Raw genomic sequence first — 17,266 nt, 5'->3', positions numbered from 1 at the left:
CTTTGACGGATGGCTGGAAACGTTCTCATGATCTCCCTATGAAGACGCTGCTGCTCGTGCGGCGGCTGTACGTGGACTTGCTCCGGTCGACCACAGCCCGCTGTCGCTGACCTGACCCGGAGTACCCGAGACGCCCTCGGCCGTGGCGCGCATCCCGCCCCACGCGGCCCCGTCGCGCTCGGGGCCGGACACTCCCGTGCCTTCGCCCTCCGGCCATCGCCACCTTTCGCTCGATCCCTCCCGTACTGCCCTTGCCCCTGGAGTTCCGCATGTCCCGCACCCGTCTGCCTCTCGCCGCGCTCTCGCTGGCCTCCGTCTCGGCGCTGTTCCTCGCGGGCTGCTCGCAGTCGACGAACGCCTCCGAGGACACCGGCGACACCGCCGCCTCCGCGTCCGCCGCCACCGGCACGAAGCCCGCCCCCTTCAACAAGGGCACCGTCAAGGTCGCGCTGGTCCGCCAGAGCGGCGCCGGCGACTACTTCGAGCAGTGGGGCAACGGCGCGAAGGCGCAGGCCAAGGCCCTCGGCATCGACCTGACCGTGTACGACGCCCAGGCCGACAACGCCAAGCAGGCCACCGACCTGTCCTCGGCGATCAACTCCGGCGCGCAGGCGATCATCGTCGACCACGGCTTCCCCTCGACGATCCAGCCGGAGATCGACAAGGCCGTCAAGAAGGGCATCAAGGTCGTCGTCTACGACGTGGAGACCGCCACCAAGGGCGTCATCAGCACCAAGCAGGACGACGCGAGCATGGCCCAGGCCGTCCTCGACGTGATGGGCAAGGAACTCGGCAAGAACGCCAAGGTCGGCTACGTCAACGTCGCCGGCTACGCGGCCCTCGACAAGCGCGACAGTGTCTGGAAGTCGACGGTCGACGCCAACGGCTGGAAGCAGGCCTTCAAGGTCGGCAAGGTCACGGACTCCACGGCCACTGACAACGTTCCCCTGGTCTCCGCCGCCCTCACCCAGCACTCGGACGTGACGGGCATCTTCGCCCCCTACGACGAGCTGGCCAAGGGCACCGTCCTCGCCGTGCAGAACAAGAAGCTCCAGGACAAGGTGAAGGTGTTCGGCGCGGACGTCTCCAACGCCGACATCCAGAACATGACCGCAGCCGACAGCCCGTGGGTCGCCACGGCGGGCACCGACCCGTCCGCCGTCGGTGCCGCGGTCGTCCGTACGACGGCGCTGGAGCTGGCCGGCCAGCTGAACAAGGCCTCGGTCGAGTTCCCGGCCGTCGCCATCACCCAGGACTTCCTGAAGAGCAAGAACATCCAGAACATGGACCAGCTGCGCGCCGCGCTGCCCGCCCTGAACCTCTCCCAGGTCAGCACGGCGGACTGGATCGCCAATGTCGCCCACTGAGACGCCCGCTGAGGCGTCCGACCCTTCGGAGGCTTCGCCCGCGGTCGTGCTGCGGGACGTGAGCATGGCCTTCGGCGGCAAGACGGTCCTGGAGTCCGTCTCGCTGGACATCGCACCGGGCAGCGTCGTCGCGCTGCTCGGTGCGAACGGGGCCGGCAAGTCCACGCTCATCAAGATCCTGTCGGGGGTCCATACGGACCACGGCGGCGAGGTGACGGTGAACGGCTCCCCGGCCGCCCTCCAATCCCCGCTCGCCGCCCGGCAGTTGGGCATCCAGACGGTGCACCAGCGGATCGGCGAGGGCATCGTGCCCGGCCTCACGGTCGCCGAGAACCTGGTCTTCGAGGAACTGGCCCAGGCACGCGGCAACCCGTTCCTGAACGGGCGCCGCGTGCTGGCCCGCGCCCGCGAGATCCAGTCGGCCCTGGACCTCGGCTGGAGCGACGCCCTGCTCAAGCGGGACGTCACCGAACTCGGCATCTCCGACCGCCAGTTGCTGATCCTGGCCCGCGCCCTGGCCACCCGCCCGAGACTCCTCATCCTCGACGAGCCGACGTCGGCACTCTCCGCCGCCGAGGCGGAACGCCTCTTCGCGCTGGTCGAGAGGATGCGCGACGACGGCATCGCGGTCCTGTACGTCTCCCACCGCCTCGGCGAGATCGACGCCCTGGCCGACCGACTGGTCGTCCTGCGAGACGGCCGTCTCACCGAGGACCAGGTCAAGCCCTTCGACTGGGACAGCGCCCTGCGCGCCATGCTCGCCCAGGCCCAGGAGGCGACCACCGCGCGTCCGCAGCGGGCGGGAGAGCAGGGCGAGATCCTCCTCTCCCTGCGTGGCGTACGGCTCCTGGACGGACGTACACCCCAGGACCTGGACCTGCGAGCGGGCGAAGTCACCGGCGTCGTCGGCCTGTTGGGCGCGGGCAAGACGGAGCTGGCCCGCGGCCTCTTCGGCGCGGAACCCTTCACCACGGGAGCCGTGGAACTCGACGGCAAGGCGTACGAGCCGCGCCGCCCCGCCGACGCGATCCGGGCCGGCGTCCACCTGGTCCCCGAGGACCGGCACGCGGACGCCCTGGTCCCCGGCTGGTCGCTGGCCCAGAACATCTCCCTCCCGTTCCTCAAGTCCCTGTCCACGGCCGGGCTGGTGAACCGCTCGAAGGAGGACGCACTCGGCCGCGACACGATCGAGGCGCTGGGTGTCGTCGCCCGGGACGAGCACTCCACCGTCGAGGAACTCTCCGGCGGCAATCAGCAGAAGGTCGTCGTCGGCCGCTGGCTGGCCGAACGGCCTCGCGTCCTCATCCTGGACGAGCCGTTCCGAGGGGTGGACATCGGGGCGCGGCGGGACATCGGCCGGCGCGCCCGGGCGTTGGCGGCGGAGGGGGCGGCGGTCCTGGTCCTGTCCGCCGATGTGGACGAGGTGCTGGAGGTCGCCGACCGGGTCGTCGTCCTGGCGGCAGGTGAGATCCATCTCGACGCGTATGGCGAGGACGCGGAACGCGACCGAGTCATCCAGACCATCTCGGCGTCGGTCTGATGCGGGGCGCTCTGCGGGTGACGGGTAGCGGAGTGACGTTGCCCGGCGGGGCTGGCGGGCGCGGAATCGCGCCCCCAAAGGGGCGCGGGGAACTGCGCGACCAGCACCCACCGGCCCGCAGCCGAACAACCGCCCAACCCGCCGCCCATCCCCACGCCGGCCCTACCGCCCCCGCCACCCCAGGAAGCACCCCATGACCACCACCCAGAGCGCCGCCCCGGCAAAGACGGCGACCCCGTCCACGCTCGCCGCCGCAGGCCCCCGTATCCAGAACGCGGTCATCAAGTACGGCTTCATCTTCGTCACCGTCACGCTCTTCACGTACTTTGCGCTGAGCGAGCCGTCGTTCCGGGACTCCGCGACGCTCCTCGACACCCTCCGCTATGTCTCCGTGGCCGCGATTCTGGGCCTCGGGGTCACGCTCACCATGGCCGTCGGCGGAATGGACATGTCCGTCGGCGCGGTGGCCGGGCTCGGTGTGACCGTCGCCGCGAAGACGATGGTCACGTACAACCAGGTGGGCGTGGTCGCGATCATCGCGGTGATCGTGGCGGGCGCCCTGGCCGGTCTCCTCAACGCCCTGCTCATCGTGGTGATGAAGATCCCCGACATGCTGGCCACGCTGGGCACGATGTTCGTCATCCAGGGCACCAAACTCATCCTCGTCGACGGCCAGTCGATCACCCCGGGCATGACCCAGTCCGACGGTACGACGGCCCCCGGCAGGTTCACCGAGGGCTTCCTGCGCATCGACCGGGGCACGATCCTCGGCATCCCCGTCTCCGTGGTGATCTTCGGCGCCCTCACCGTCATCGCCTGGGTCTTCCTGGCCCGCACCCGCTGGGGCCGCGTGCTGTACGCGATCGGCGCCAACCCCGAGGCGTCCCGCCTGGCGGGCATCCGCGTGGGCGCGTACCGGGCTCTGGCGTACGTCCTTTCCGGCGTCCTGGCCTCGATCGGCGGCCTGATCCTGGCGGCGCGCATCGGCCAGGGCGATGTGTCCGCCGGTACGTCCCAGCTCCTCGAAGCGGTGGCCGTAGCCCTGGTCGGTACGTCCGTCCTCGGCCGTGGCCGCCCGAACGTGTGGGGCACCGCCCTGGGCGCGGTCCTGATCGGCATCATCACCACGGGCCTGACCATCAAGGGCCTGCCGTACTACACGCAGGACGTGGTCGAGGGCGCCGTCCTGATCCTCGCCCTGGTCTTCAGCTTCACCCTGTCCAAGCGCCGCACCGCATAAGGAAGTTCACGATGGGCTACCGCATCCTGGAGCCGGCCGACATCGCCGCGTATCTGCACGAGCGCGGCCACTGGCCCGACCCGGCGGACATCCAGGTCCGTGAGGTCTCCGACGGCAACATGAACCGCGTGTTCCTCGCGAGGTCCGCCGACGGCACCCGCAGCCTGGCCGTCAAGCAGGCCCTGCCCTGGGTCCGCGTGGCGGGCCCGTCCTGGCCGATGAGCCCGGAGCGAGCGGACGCCGAGGCGAGAGCGTACGAACAGGTCGCGAAAGTGGCGCCGGACAAGATCCCGGCGATCCACGGCTACGACCCCGAGAACTACGCCCTCGTCATGGAGGACATGTCGGACCTGGAGGTCCTGCGCACCCTCCTCAACGAGGGCGCGTCCTACGGCCCCCACACCTCAGCCCGCATCGGCGAGTTCGTCGCCCAACTGACGTTCGCGACAAGCGACTTCGGCATGGCATCGGCGGACCGCAAGGCACTCCTCGCCGCCTCGGTGAGCCCGGAGCTCTGCAAGATCACCGAGGACGTGGTCCTCTCCGAGCCGTACATCGAGCACGAACACAACCACTGGCACGAGGACTTGACCGACCTGGCGGCAGAGTTCCGCGCGGACACGACGCTCCGCACCGAGGTCGCCGACCTCCGCCACACCTTCATGACAAGCGCCCAGGCCCTCCTCCACGGCGACCTCCACACAGGCAGCGTCATGGTCGGCGAACGCGAAGGCACCCCGGTGGTACGGGTCTTCGATCCCGAGTTCTCCTTCGTAGGCCCGATCGGCTACGACCTGGGCCTGTACTGGGCCAACGTACTGGTCTCGGAGGAACGGGCCCGGGCGCTCGGCACACTGTCCGACCACGGCGACCAACTCGCCCTGTCCTGGACGGCGTTCGAGGCGGAATTCCGCCGCCTGTGGCCCACAAGGGTCGACACGTTCTTCGACGACGCCTACTTGGACCGCTTCCTACGCAGGATCTGGACAGAGTCAGTGGGCTACGCAGGCACAGAAATCATCCGCAGAATCATCGGCTTCGCCCACCTGACGGACCTCACGACATTGCCGGACCCGGTGGAGGCATCCCGCCGCGCACTACTGATCGGCCGCGAACTGATCGTACGCCGCGAGGAGTTGACCAACCCGAACGCCATAAGGGCGCTGACGGAAGGCTTTTAGGGGCGCGGGGAACTGCGCGACCAGCCCCCACCCACCCGCAGCCGAACCACAAACGCAAAGGGGCGGCTCCGTCAACAAGGAGCCGCCCCTTTCACGCCGTACCGCTACTTCTTGTCAAGCAGTTCCTGCACCTTGGCCCGCACCTCATCCGTAGCCAAGCCCCGAATAGTCAGCGTAGTCCGACGACGCAGAACGTCATCCGCAGTCTCGGCCCACTCATTGTCCCGCGCATAAACAACCTGAGCCCAGATCTCCGGCGCATCCGCATGCACCCGCTCACCCAACTCGGGGTTCTCATTGGCGAGACGAGCGATGTCGAACGCCAACGACCCATAGTGCGTGGCAAGATGCCGAGCCGTGTCCGCAGCCATCCGCGGACCGGGCGCAGGCCCGTCCACCAGCAGCCGGTGCGCAACCGCACGAGGGTTCGCGACCCCCGGCAGCGGCATCCGCTTCGGCAGCTCCGAGATCGGCTCGAACCCGTCACCCAGCGGAGCGCCCGGCAGGGTCTCCAGCTTCTGCATGACCGTACGGCCGATGTGCCGGAACGTCGTCCACTTGCCGCCCGAGACGGACAGCATGCCGCCCTTGCCCTCGGTGACGACCGTCTCCCGCTTGGCCTTCGCCGTGTCACCGGGGCCGCCAGGCAGCACCCGCAGGCCCGCGAAGGAGTACGTGATCAGGTCACGGGACAGCTGCTGGTCCCGTACGGAGAACGCGGCCTCGTCGAGGATCTGCGCCGTGTCCTTCTCGGTGACCGCGACGTCCGCCGGGTCGCCCTCGAACTCCTCGTCGGTCGTACCGAGCAGGAGCATGTCCTCCCAGGGGAGGGCGAACGTGATGCGGTACTTGTCGATCGGCGTGGCCAGCGCGGCCTTCCACGGAGAGGTCCGCTTCAGGACCAGGTGCGCGCCCTTCGACAGCCGTATCGAGGGCGCCGCGCCGGCGTCCTCCATCCTGCGCAGGTGGTCGACCCAGGGGCCGGTCGCGTTGAGCACGAGCCGGGCGTTGACGCCGAACTCGTCACCGGAGAGCCGGTCGCGCAGATCGGCGCCGGTGACCCGGCCGTTGGTGAAGCGCAGCCCGGACACCTCGGCGTGGTTGAGGACGGCCGCGCCCGCCTCGACGGCCGCGCGGACCGTCATCAGCGCCATGCGCGCGTCGTTCATCTGACCGTCGCCGTACACGGCCACGGCCTTGAGGTTCTCGGTGCGCAGCTCGGGCACGTCCTGCGCGGCCTTGGCCGGAGACAGCAGGTGCCCGACGCCGTCACCGAACGCCGACAGCATGGAGTAGGCGAAGACGCCCGCCCCGAGCTTCGCCGCGCCGTGCGGCCCGCCCTTGTACACGGGGAGGTAGAACGTGAGCGGGTTCGCCAGGTGGGGGGCCACCTGCTTGGACACCGCACGGCGCTCGAAGTGGTTCTCCGCCACCAGCTTCACCGCGCCGGTCTGCAAGTAGCGCAGACCGCCGTGGAGCAGCTTGGAGGAGGCGGAGGAGGTGGCGCCGGCGAAGTCGCCGGCGTCGACCAGGGCCACCCGCAGCCCGGACTGCGCGGCATGCCAGGCCGTCGAGATGCCGAGGATGCCACCGCCGATCACGAGAAGGTCGTACGTCGCCTTGGAAAGCTGCTCCCGGGTCTCGGCGCGGCTCGGGTTCGAGCCGGAGGCCGGGTGCTTACCGAGGGCAGGCACGGACTGCAGGGTGGACTGACTGGTCATTTCGGGTTCTTACTCCTCGACAGAGTCGTCTTCGAGCCAGCCCATGGACCGCTCCACGGCCTTGAGCCAGCTCTTGTACTCACGGTCGCGCTTCTCCGCGTCCATGTTGGGGGTCCACTCGGCGGCCCGGCGCCAGTTGGCGCGCAGGTCGTCGGTGCTGGTCCAGAAGCCGACGGCGAGGCCGGCGGCGTAGGCGGCACCGAGGCAGGTCGTCTCGGCGACCATGGGACGGACCACGGGGGCGTCCAGGAAGTCCGAGAGGGTCTGCATCAGCAGGTTGTTGGAGGTCATGCCGCCGTCGACCTTGAGGGCCGCCAGCTCGACGCCGGAGTCCTTGGTCATGGCGTCGGTGATCTCACGGGTCTGCCAGGCGGTGGCCTCCAGCACGGCACGCGCGAGGTGCGCCTTGGTGACGTACCGGGTCAGGCCGGCGATCACACCGCGGGCGTCGGAGCGCCAGTACGGGGCGAAGAGGCCGGAGAAGGCCGGTACGAAGTAGGCGCCGCCGTTGTCCTCGACCGACGACGCGAGCGTCTCGATCTCGGCGGCGGTGGAGATCAGGCCCATCTGGTCGCGCATCCACTGCACCAGCGAACCGGTGACCGCGATCGAGCCCTCCAGGGCGTAGACCGGGGCGTCGTTGCCGATGCGGTAGCCGACGGTGGTCAGCAGGCCGCTGTACGAGTTGATGATCTTGTCGCCGGTGTTCATCAGCATGAACGTGCCGGTGCCGTACGTCGACTTGGCCTCGCCCTCGGCGAAACAGGTCTGGCCGAACAGGGCCGCCTGCTGGTCGCCGAGCGCCGAGGCGACCGGGATGCCGCCGAGCAGGTCGCCCAGCTTGCCGCCGGTGACCTCGCCGTAGACCTCGGCGGAGGAGCGGATCTCCGGGAGCATCGACAGCGGGACGCCGATCGACTCGGCGATCTTCGGGTCCCACTCCAGGGTGTGCAGGTTCATCAGGAGGGTGCGGGAGGCGTTGGTGACGTCGGTGACGTGGTGACCGCCGTTCACACCGCCCGTCAGGTTCCAGATGACCCAGGAGTCCATGGTGCCGAAGAGGATGTCCCCGGCCTCGGCGCGCTCACGCAGACCCTCGACGTTGTCGAGCAGCCAGCGGGCCTTGGGGCCGGCGAAGTACGAGGCCAGCGGCAGACCGGTCTCACGGCGGAAACGATCCTGCCCGACATTGCGGCCCAGCTCCTTGCAGAGCGCGTCGGTACGGGTGTCCTGCCAGACGATGGCGTTGTGGACGGGCTCACCGGTGTTCTTGTCCCACAGCAGCGTCGTCTCGCGCTGGTTGGTGATGCCGATGGCCTTGATGTCGTCGCGGGTGATGCCGGCCTTCGAGATGGCTCCGGCGACGACCTCCTCGACGTTGGTCCAGATCTCGTTGGCGTTGTGCTCGACCCAGCCCGGCTTCGGGAAGATCTGCTCGTGCTCCTTCTGGTCGACGGAGACGATCCGGCCGTCCCGGTCGAAGACGATGCAGCGGCTGGAGGTGGTGCCCTGGTCGATCGCTGCGATGAAGGGTCCGGCGGTGTGCGCGTCGGTCACTGTGTGCTCCTGAAAGGTCCGTGGGTTCCGTCGGTGAGGGGCTGTCTTACGGCGTTGCCGCTCAAGACTGCTCTAGCTGCTCAAGGCTGTGTCGGCTGCTCTAAGCAAAAGCGACGTTGTAGATGCCCGCAGCGATGGCGCCGCCGATCAGCGGACCGGCCACCGGGATCCAGGCGTAGGACCAGTCGGAGCCGCCCTTGTTGGGCAGGGGCAGGAGGGCGTGCACGATACGCGGGCCGAGGTCACGGGCCGGGTTGATCGCGTAGCCGGTCGGGCCACCCAGGGACAGACCGATGGAGACCACGACGAGGGCGGTGATCAGGGCGCCGAGGGTGCCGAGACCCTTGCCGTCGCCGTTGAGACCCTGCGTGAGGACGGCGAGCACCAGCACGACGGTGCCGATGACCTCGGTGGCGATGTTCTGCCAGGCGACACGGATCTCGGGACCGGTGGAGAAGATGCCGAGCACGGGGCCCGCGCCCTTCTCCTGCGCCTCGACGGCCTTGGTCCTCGTGGACTGAGCGCCCGGACCGCCGACGATCTCTCTGTCGGTGAGGTGCGCGTGGAACTGGCCGTAGTAGGCGACCCAGACCAGAGCCGCGCCGATCATGGCGCCGAGCAGCTGCCCGCCCCAGTAGATCGGGACGTCGCTCCAGGCGATGCCGTTCTTCTTGAGCGCGAGCGCGAGAGTCACGGCCGGGTTGAGGTGGGCGCCGGAGAGGGGCGCCGAGGTGTAGACGGCCGTCAGTACGGCGAAACCCCACCCGAAGGTGATGGCGAGCCAGCCGGCGTTGCGGGCCTTGGAGGCCTTCAGCGTGACGGCGGCACAGACGCCGCCGCCGAGCAGGATGAGTACGGCGGTACCGATGGTCTCGCCGATGAAGATGTCGGAGCTGGACACCCGCGACTCCTTTGTCCTTCGTCCAGGGGGGAACTGCCGGCCCTTGGCGTTGTCACACTCTAACGCCTATTGCCGGTCGGTGTTCGACAATGTCGACCGATGGACGGGAGTCTTGCTCCGGGGTTACGGGCGCGTCAAGAGCTCTGTTATCGAAAACACGATCGTTATTGATTGCTGTGAGCTATCGATCTTGAGTCGGTCGCGACCTGCGTCCGCCCGCACACTCCGCGCACACGCGGAAGGACGAAAACGGCCGGAACATCCAAGATGTCCCGGCCGTTTTCGTAGGAAAGTTCAGTTTTTGTACGAAGGTTCAGAACCGCCCGGCACCCAGGTCCCGGGACACCGCGCGGGCGCAGTCCCGCACCGCGGCGATCAGTTCCGGGCGCAGCTCGCCCTCCCGGCAGAGCCGTTCCACGGCCCCGGTGACACCGACCGCGCCGACGGGCATCCGCCGCCGGTCGTGGATGGGGGCGGCGATGGACGCGACGCCCTCCCAGGTCTCCTCGACGTCGGCCGCGTACCCGCGCGCGCGGGTGAGGTCCAGGACGCCCTCGAAGCCCTCCAGATCGCTGATCGTCCGGTCGGTGAACGACTTGCGCTCGGACTCCAGGACCTCGCTGTGCGCGACCGGGTCGAAGGCCGACAGGACCTTGCCCAGGGCCGTGGAGTGCAGCGGCTGCATGGCCCCGACCTCCAGCACCTGCCGGCTGTCGTCGGGGCGGAAGACGTGGTGCACGACCAGCACGCCGTGCTGGTGCAGAACCCCCAGGTGGACGCTCTCGCCGCTGGAGCGGGCCAGGTCGTCGGTCCACACCAGGGCACGCGCGCGCAGCTCGTGGACGTCCAGATAGGTGGTCCCCAGGCGCAGCAGCTCGGCGCCCAGCTGATAGCGCCCGGACGCGGCCTCCTGCTCGACGAAGCCCTCCTGCTGGAGGGTGCGCAGGATGCCGTGGGCGGTGCCCTTGGCGAGGCCGAGGGACGAGGCGATGTCCGAGAGGCCGAGCCGACGCTCGCCGCCCGCGAGGAGCCGCAGCATCGCCGCCGCCCGTTCGAGCGACTGGATGTTCCGTGCCATCGCCGTCCTGCCTCCGTCCCCTTCGACCGCCGGCACACCGGCGTTCGCTGCCGCCGTTCGGCAATGTCGAACACTACCGGTCCATGTCGACCGACTGCCAATGGCTGGTCGTCACCTGTTACATCCGCGTACATCCGGGTGGATGTCTCGTATACGGCCCGCACGCGCCCGCTGGTTCCGGCCACGACACGCGCGCCACGTACGTCCGTCCCGTGGACGCCCTGACCATACGGCCCCGCACCGGGCTACCCTGGCCGCGTGCGTCTTCCCGGGGAAGACGCAAAGCCGACAGCCGTCGCACTCCAGGGAGCCCTTACATGGCCGCCTCGTCGCCCACCCCTTCCACCGACAGCAGGACCCGTGCGTCCGCCCTCCGGGACGCGCTCGCCACCCGAGTGGTGGTGGCCGACGGTGCGATGGGCACCATGCTGCAGGCGCAGGACCCGACGTTGGAGGACTTCCAGCAACTGGAAGGCTGCAACGAGGTCCTCAACGTCACCCGCCCGGACATCGTCCGCTCGGTGCACACCGCGTACTTCGAAGCGGGCGTCGACTGCGTGGAGACCAACACCTTCGGCGCGAACCTCACCGCGCTGGGCGAGTACGACATCCCCGAACGCACCGCCGAGCTGTCCGAGGCCGGCGCCCGCATCGCCCGCGAGACGGCCGACGAGTTCGCCGCCCGCGACGGCCGCCAGCGCTGGGTCCTCGGCTCGATCGGCCCCGGCACCAAGCTGCCGACCCTCGGCCACACCACCTTCACGGCCATCCGCGACGCCTACCAGCAGAACGCCGAGGGCCTCCTGGCCGGCGGCGCCGACGCCCTGCTCGTGGAGACCACCCAGGACCTCCTGCAGACCAAGGCCTCCGTCCTCGCGGCCCGCCGCGCGATGGAGATCGCCGGGTACGACGTCCCGCTGATCGTCTCGGTGACGGTCGAGACGACCGGCACGATGCTCCTCGGCTCCGAGATCGGCGCCGCGCTGACCGCGCTGGAGCCCCTCGGCATCGACATGATCGGCCTGAACTGCGCGACCGGCCCCGCCGAGATGAGCGAACACCTGCGCTATCTCGCCCGGCACTCCCGCGTCCAGCTGTCCTGCATGCCCAACGCCGGCCTGCCCGTCCTGACCAGGGACGGCGCCCACTACCCGCTGAGCGCGCCGGAGCTGGCCGACGCCCAGGAGAACTTCGTACGCGAGTACGGCCTCTCCCTCATCGGCGGCTGCTGCGGCACCACCCCCGAGCATCTGCGCCAGGTCGTCGAGCGCGTCCGCGACATCACGCCGACCGCGCGCGACCCGCGCCCCGAGCCCGGCGCCGCCTCCCTCTACCAGACCGTCCCGTTCCGCCAGGACACCGCCTACATGGCGATCGGCGAGCGCACCAACGCCAACGGGTCGAAGAAGTTCCGCGAGGCCATGCTGGACGCCCGCTGGGACGACTGCGTCGAGATGGCCCGCGAGCAGATCCGCGAGGGCGCGCACATGCTCGACCTCTGTGTGGACTACGTGGGCCGCGACGGCGTCGCCGACATGGAGGAACTGGCCGGCCGCTTCGCCACCGCCTCCACCCTGCCGATCGTCCTGGACTCCACCGAGGTCGACGTCATCAAGGCGGGCCTGGAGAAGCTCGGCGGCCGTGCGGTCATCAACTCGGTCAACTACGAGGACGGCGACGGCCCCGAGTCCCGCTTCGCCAAGGTCACCAAGCTGGCCCAGGAGCACGGCGCCGCGCTGATCGCGCTGACCATCGACGAGGAGGGCCAGGCCCGCACCCCGGAGCACAAGGTCGCCATCGCCGAACGGCTGATCGACGACCTCACCGGCAACTGGGGCATCCACGAGTCGGACATCCTCATCGACACCCTGACCTTCACGATCTGTACCGGCCAGGAGGAGTCCCGCAAGGACGGCATCGCGACGATCGAGGCGATCCGCGAGCTGAAGCGCCGCCACCCGGACGTCCAGACCACCCTCGGGCTGTCCAACATCTCCTTCGGCCTCAACCCGGCCGCCCGCATGCTGCTGAACTCGGTCTTCCTCGACGAATGCGTCAAGGCGGGCCTTGACTCGGCGATCGTGCACGCGTCGAAGATCCTCCCCATCGCCCGCTTCAGCGAGGAGGAGGTGCAGACGGCCCTCGACCTGGTCTACGACCGGCGCGCCGAGGGCTACGACCCCCTCCAGAAGCTGATGGCCCTGTTCGAGGGCGCCACCACCAAGTCCCTCAAGGCGGGCAAGGCCGAGGAACTCGCCGCCCTGCCCCTGGACGAGCGGCTCCAGCGCCGCATCATCGACGGCGAGAAGAACGGCCTGGAGGCCGACCTCGACGAGGCCCTGGAGACCCGCCCCGCCCTCGACATCGTCAACGACACCCTCCTGGAGGGCATGAAGGTCGTCGGTGAACTCTTCGGCTCCGGCCAGATGCAGCTGCCGTTCGTCCTCCAGTCCGCCGAGGTCATGAAGACGGCCGTCGCCCACCTCGAACCCCACATGGAGAAGACCGACGACGAGGGCAAGGGCACCATCGTGCTCGCCACCGTCCGCGGCGACGTCCACGACATCGGCAAGAACCTCGTCGACATCATCCTCACCAACAACGGCTACACCGTCGTCAACATCGGCATCAAGCAGCCGGTCTCCGCGATCCTCGAAGCCGCGCAGGAACACCGGGCCGACGTCATCGGCATGTCAGGGCTCCTCGTGAAGTCGACCGTGATCATGAAGGAGAACCTCCAGGAGCTGAACCAGCGCAAGCTGGCCGCCGACTACCCGGTCATCCTCGGCGGCGCCGCCCTGACCAGGGCGTACGTCGAACAGGACCTCCACGAGATCTACGAGGGCGAGGTCCGCTACGCCCGCGACGCCTTCGAGGGCCTGCGCCTCATGGACGCCCTGATCGGCGTCAAGCGGGGCGTCCCCGGCGCCAAGCTGCCCGAGCTGAAGCAGCGCCGCGTCCGCCCCGCCGCCGTACAGACCGAGGAACGCCCCGAGGAGGGCCACGTCCGCTCCGACGTGGCCATCGACAACCCGATCCCCACCCCGCCCTTCCAGGGCACCCGCGTCATCAAGGGCATCCAGCTCAAGGAGTACGCGAGCTGGCTCGACGAGGGCGCCCTCTTCAAGGGCCAGTGGGGCCTCAAGCAGGCCCGCACCGGCGACGGGCCGACCTACGAGGAGCTGGCCGAGACCGAGGGCCGCCCCCGGCTGCGCGGCCTCCTGGACAAGCTCCAGACGGAGTCCCTGCTGGAGGCGGCCGTCGTCTACGGCTACTTCCCGTGCGTCTCCAAGGACGACGACCTGATCATCCTCGACGACCGGGGCAACGAACGTACGCGCTTCACGTTCCCGCGCCAGCGCCGTGGCCGCCGGCTCTGCCTGGCCGACTTCTTCCGCCCGGAGGAGTCCGGCGAGATCGACGTCGTCGGCCTCCAGGTCGTCACCGTCGGCTCCCGGATCGGCGAGGAGACCGCCAAGCTCTTCGAGTCGAACTCCTACCGCGACTACCTCGAACTGCACGGCCTCTCCGTCCAGCTGGCCGAGGCCCTCGCCGAGTACTGGCACGCGCGCGTCCGCTCCGAACTCGGCTTCGCCGGCGAGGACCCGGCCGACGTCGAGGACATGTTCGCCCTCAAGTACCGGGGCGCCCGCTTCTCCCTCGGCTACGGCGCCTGCCCCGACCTGGAGGACCGCGCCAAGATCGCCGACCTCCTCCAGCCCGAGCGCATCGGCGTCCAGCTCTCCGAGGAGTTCCAGCTCCACCCCGAGCAGTCCACCGACGCCATCGTCATCCACCACCCCGAGGCGAAGTACTTCAACGCACGCTGAAGCTCTTTAACGCGCGCTGATCGGACAAGACGTACACTGGTCGGTCCATCGCAGGCCGGTTGCCCTCTGTGCACTCAGGGGCAACCGGCCTGATCGTCCCTCAAGGAGGTGCGCCAGGATGACCAGCACGGTCCCCGCGCTCGGAACCCGTACGGCCGAAGGCTCAGCACTGCAGGCCGTACTCCTCGACATGGACGGCACCCTGGTGGACACCGAGGGCTTCTGGTGGGACGTCGAGGTCGAGATCTTCGCCGGCCTCGGCCACACCCTCGACGACTCCTGGCGGCACGTCGTGGTCGGCGGCCCGATGACCCGCAGCGCCGGCTTCCTCATCGAGGCCACCGGCGCCGACATCACCCTCCCCGAACTGTCCGTCCTGCTCAACGACGGCTTCGAGGACCGTATCGGCCGCGCCCTGCCCCTGATGCCGGGCGCCGCCCGACTCCTCGCCGAACTCTCCGCGCACGAGATCCCGACCGCCCTCGTCTCCGCCTCCCACCGCCGCATCATCGACCGCGTCCTGGCCTCCCTGGGCCCCCAGCACTTCGCCCTGAGCATCGCGGGGGACGAGGTGGAGCGTACGAAGCCGTTCCCCGACCCCTATCTGATCGCCGCCGCCGGACTCGGCGCCGAACCGGCGAGATGCGCCGTCGTCGAGGACACGGCGACCGGGGTCGCCGCCGCCGAGGCCGCCGGCTGCCATGTCGTGGCCGTGCCGTCCGTCGCGCCCATCGCCCCGGGCGCGCGCCGCACGATCGTGACGTCCCTGGAAGAAGTCGACCTGCCCTTTCTGCACGGCCTGATGACGGAAATGCGCTGACCTGTTTACCGAGCGTGCCTGATCGAATGCGGGAAAGCGCCCGGATGAACATGCAGGCCATCACATGAGAATTACGCGGTGGAATTCGTCTATGCGCCCATCGCGCAAAAGGGTGTGAGGTTCGCCACCCGACAAGGGCTCGACAGTGCACACATGTCGTGTACACGTACCCCTTTTCGGGGCTCAGGGGAAGTCCTTGTGTCCCGATTGGGGGGAGCCTGCGCGGAATCCTTCCGTCGCCGGTTTTCCGGTGCGTCCACACCCGGCTCCACAGCGTGATCGGCCCCCAACTCCGGCTGCCTGCGGGCCCCTCCACGGTCCGGACTAACCTCGTTGCGAGAACATCGCCGTAATCCCGAACCCCGCGCGCACCACCCCACGCATGCCGGGCTCCTGGGATCGACAGCCTGGAGAAACCCGCGCATGAACCGCAAGACTTTGGTGCTGCCGGCCGTCATCGGCCTGCTGGCTCCGGTGCTCGCCGCCTGCGGCGCGGCCAATGGCGGAGGCAGCGGCGGCGACGCGATCGTCGTCGGCACCACGGACCGGTTCACCGCCACGAAGGCAGCCCCGGCACCGATCGACCCGGCCTACGCCTACGACGTCGGCACCTGGAACATCCTGCGCCAGACCGTGCAGACCCTCATGGTCCAGCCGCGCGGCGACGGCGAACCGGTGCCCGAGGCCGCCGAGAAGTGCGCGTTCACCGACACCGGCAACGAGCGGTACGCCTGCACCCTGCGCAAGGGCCTCAAGTTCTCCAACGGCGACAAAGTCACCGCGTCCGACGTGAAGTTCTCGATCGACCGGGCCATGCGGATCCAGGCCGACAGCGGTGTGTTCGCCCTGCTGTCCACGATCGACACCGTCGAGACCCAGGGCGACCGCGAGGTCATCTTCCACCTCAAGACCGCCGACGCCACCTTCCCGTTCAAGCTGTCCACCCCGGTCGCGGGCATCGTCAACCCGGACGACTACGACAAGGACAAGCTGCGCGACGGCTTCGACGTCGACGGCTCCGGCCCGTACACGCTCCACTCCGAGGTCAAGAACGACGAGCTCGTCAGCGCCGTCTTCACCAAGAACCCCAATTACCAGGGCCAGTTGACGCCGAAGAACGACAAGGTCGAACTGCGTTCCTTCGCCGACGCCACCGCGATGGGCACCGCGCTCTCCAAGGGCGACATCGACCTGATGACCCGCACGATGTCCCCCGAGCAGATCAGAAAGCTCGACGACGACTCGACCGGCGACATCGACCTCGTCCAGATGCCCGGCCTCGAAATCCGCTACCTCGCCTTCAACACCAACGCGCCGACGGTGAAGACCAAAGCCGTCCGCCAGGCGATGGCGCAGATCATCAACCGCGCCGAACTCGTCTCGAAGGTGTACGGCGACGAGGCCCAGCCGCTCTACTCGCTGGTCCCGGCCACCATCACCGGCCACTCGAACTCCTTCTTCAACAAGTACGGCGAGCCGAGCGGCATCAAGGCGAAAACCCTGATGGAGAACGCCGGAATCACCACCCCGGTGAAACTGACCCTGCACTACACGACCGACCACTACGGCTCGGCCACCAAGCAGGAGTTCGAGGAACTGCAGAAGCAGCTCAACGCCAGCGGACTCTTCAAGGTCAGCATCAAGGGCGCCCCCTGGGCCACCTTCCGCCCGGCCGAGAAGGAACTCCAGTACGACGTCTACGGCATGGGCTGGTTCCCGGACTTCCCCGACGCGGACAACTACCTCGCCCCGTTCCTCGACAAGGACAACTTCCTCAACCTGCCGTACGCCAACAGCAGGATCCGCACCACCCTGATCCCGGAGTCCCGCCGTGAGGCCGACCGCCTCACCGCCTCCACGAGCCTCACGGACATCCAGGACATCGTCGCCGACGACGTACCCGTACTGCCGCTGTGGCAGGGCAACCAGTACATCGCCGCACGCGACGGCATCACCGGCGCCGAGTGGGCCCTCAACTCCTCCTCGACGCTTCAGCTGTGGGAGCTCGGCAGCGGTGTGAGCAACTGACCA

General features: G+C 68.9%; 11 protein-coding genes. 7 read left to right on the top strand and 4 right to left on the bottom strand.

What is annotated here, in order from left to right; genetic code table 11:
• The first annotated feature begins 269 nt into the window (after positions 1 to 269).
• The 4 genes from ACFYXF_RS41330 (at position 270) to mtnK (ending at position 5,328) form a co-directional block, all read left to right on the top strand.
• Complete coding sequence (locus ACFYXF_RS41330) at positions 270 to 1,367, top strand: substrate-binding domain-containing protein (protein ID WP_389357513.1); 1,098 nt, start codon at positions 270 to 272, stop codon at positions 1,365 to 1,367.
• A complete protein-coding gene (locus tag ACFYXF_RS41325) occupies positions 1,354 to 2,907 on the top strand; it encodes a sugar ABC transporter ATP-binding protein (protein WP_389357511.1) in 1,554 nt (517 codons plus the stop codon). The genes ACFYXF_RS41330 and ACFYXF_RS41325 overlap by 14 nt, the downstream gene beginning before the upstream one ends.
• 193 nt (positions 2,908 to 3,100) lie before the next feature.
• Positions 3,101 to 4,147, top strand: coding sequence for an ABC transporter permease (locus ACFYXF_RS41320; RefSeq protein WP_389357509.1), 1,047 nt, complete (start codon positions 3,101 to 3,103; stop codon positions 4,145 to 4,147).
• Between the two features lie 11 nt (positions 4,148 to 4,158).
• Positions 4,159 to 5,328, top strand: a complete 1,170-nt coding sequence (gene mtnK, locus ACFYXF_RS41315; protein ID WP_389357507.1) for an S-methyl-5-thioribose kinase — start codon at positions 4,159 to 4,161, stop codon at positions 5,326 to 5,328.
• 104 nt (positions 5,329 to 5,432) lie between these two features.
• On the opposite strand, the gene ACFYXF_RS41310 is transcribed toward mtnK, so the two are convergent.
• From ACFYXF_RS41310 to ACFYXF_RS41295, 4 genes are all read right to left on the bottom strand, one after another.
• Complete coding sequence (locus ACFYXF_RS41310; protein WP_389357505.1) at positions 5,433 to 7,049, bottom strand: FAD-dependent oxidoreductase; 1,617 nt, start codon at positions 7,047 to 7,049, stop codon at positions 5,433 to 5,435.
• A gap of 9 nt (positions 7,050 to 7,058) precedes the next feature.
• Complete coding sequence (glpK, locus tag ACFYXF_RS41305) at positions 7,059 to 8,606, bottom strand: glycerol kinase GlpK (protein WP_389357503.1); 1,548 nt, start codon at positions 8,604 to 8,606, stop codon at positions 7,059 to 7,061.
• 100 nt (positions 8,607 to 8,706) lie between these two features.
• A complete protein-coding gene (locus tag ACFYXF_RS41300) occupies positions 8,707 to 9,507 on the bottom strand; it encodes an MIP/aquaporin family protein (protein WP_389357501.1) in 801 nt (266 codons plus the stop codon).
• Positions 9,508 to 9,820: 313 nt separating this feature from the next.
• Positions 9,821 to 10,585 carry an IclR family transcriptional regulator gene (locus tag ACFYXF_RS41295; RefSeq protein ID WP_389357499.1) on the bottom strand — a complete coding sequence of 255 codons (765 nt, stop codon included), beginning with the start codon at positions 10,583 to 10,585 and terminating at the stop codon, positions 9,821 to 9,823.
• Between the two features lie 317 nt (positions 10,586 to 10,902).
• Between ACFYXF_RS41295 and metH the strand changes: the two genes are divergently transcribed.
• The 3 genes from metH (at position 10,903) to ACFYXF_RS41280 (ending at position 17,263) form a co-directional block, all read left to right on the top strand.
• Positions 10,903 to 14,415 carry a methionine synthase gene (metH, locus tag ACFYXF_RS41290; RefSeq protein WP_389357497.1) on the top strand — a complete coding sequence of 1,171 codons (3,513 nt, stop codon included), beginning with the start codon at positions 10,903 to 10,905 and terminating at the stop codon, positions 14,413 to 14,415.
• A gap of 118 nt (positions 14,416 to 14,533) precedes the next feature.
• The gene (locus tag ACFYXF_RS41285; RefSeq protein WP_389357495.1) at positions 14,534 to 15,235 is read left to right on the top strand and encodes an HAD family hydrolase; all 702 of its coding nucleotides are present in this window, start codon (positions 14,534 to 14,536) and stop codon (positions 15,233 to 15,235) included.
• A 423-nt stretch (positions 15,236 to 15,658) separates the two neighbouring features.
• Positions 15,659 to 17,263 carry an ABC transporter substrate-binding protein gene (locus ACFYXF_RS41280; RefSeq protein WP_389357493.1) on the top strand — a complete coding sequence of 535 codons (1,605 nt, stop codon included), beginning with the start codon at positions 15,659 to 15,661 and terminating at the stop codon, positions 17,261 to 17,263.
• Positions 17,264 to 17,266 lie beyond the last annotated feature (3 nt).

Source organism: Streptomyces sp. NPDC002680, assembly GCF_042889145.1.
Classification (GTDB): Bacteria; Actinomycetota; Actinomycetes; order Streptomycetales; family Streptomycetaceae; genus Streptomyces; species Streptomyces adonidis.
The sequence above is the reverse complement of the archived record's forward strand: the minus strand, read 5'-3'. Positions and strand labels throughout refer to the sequence as shown.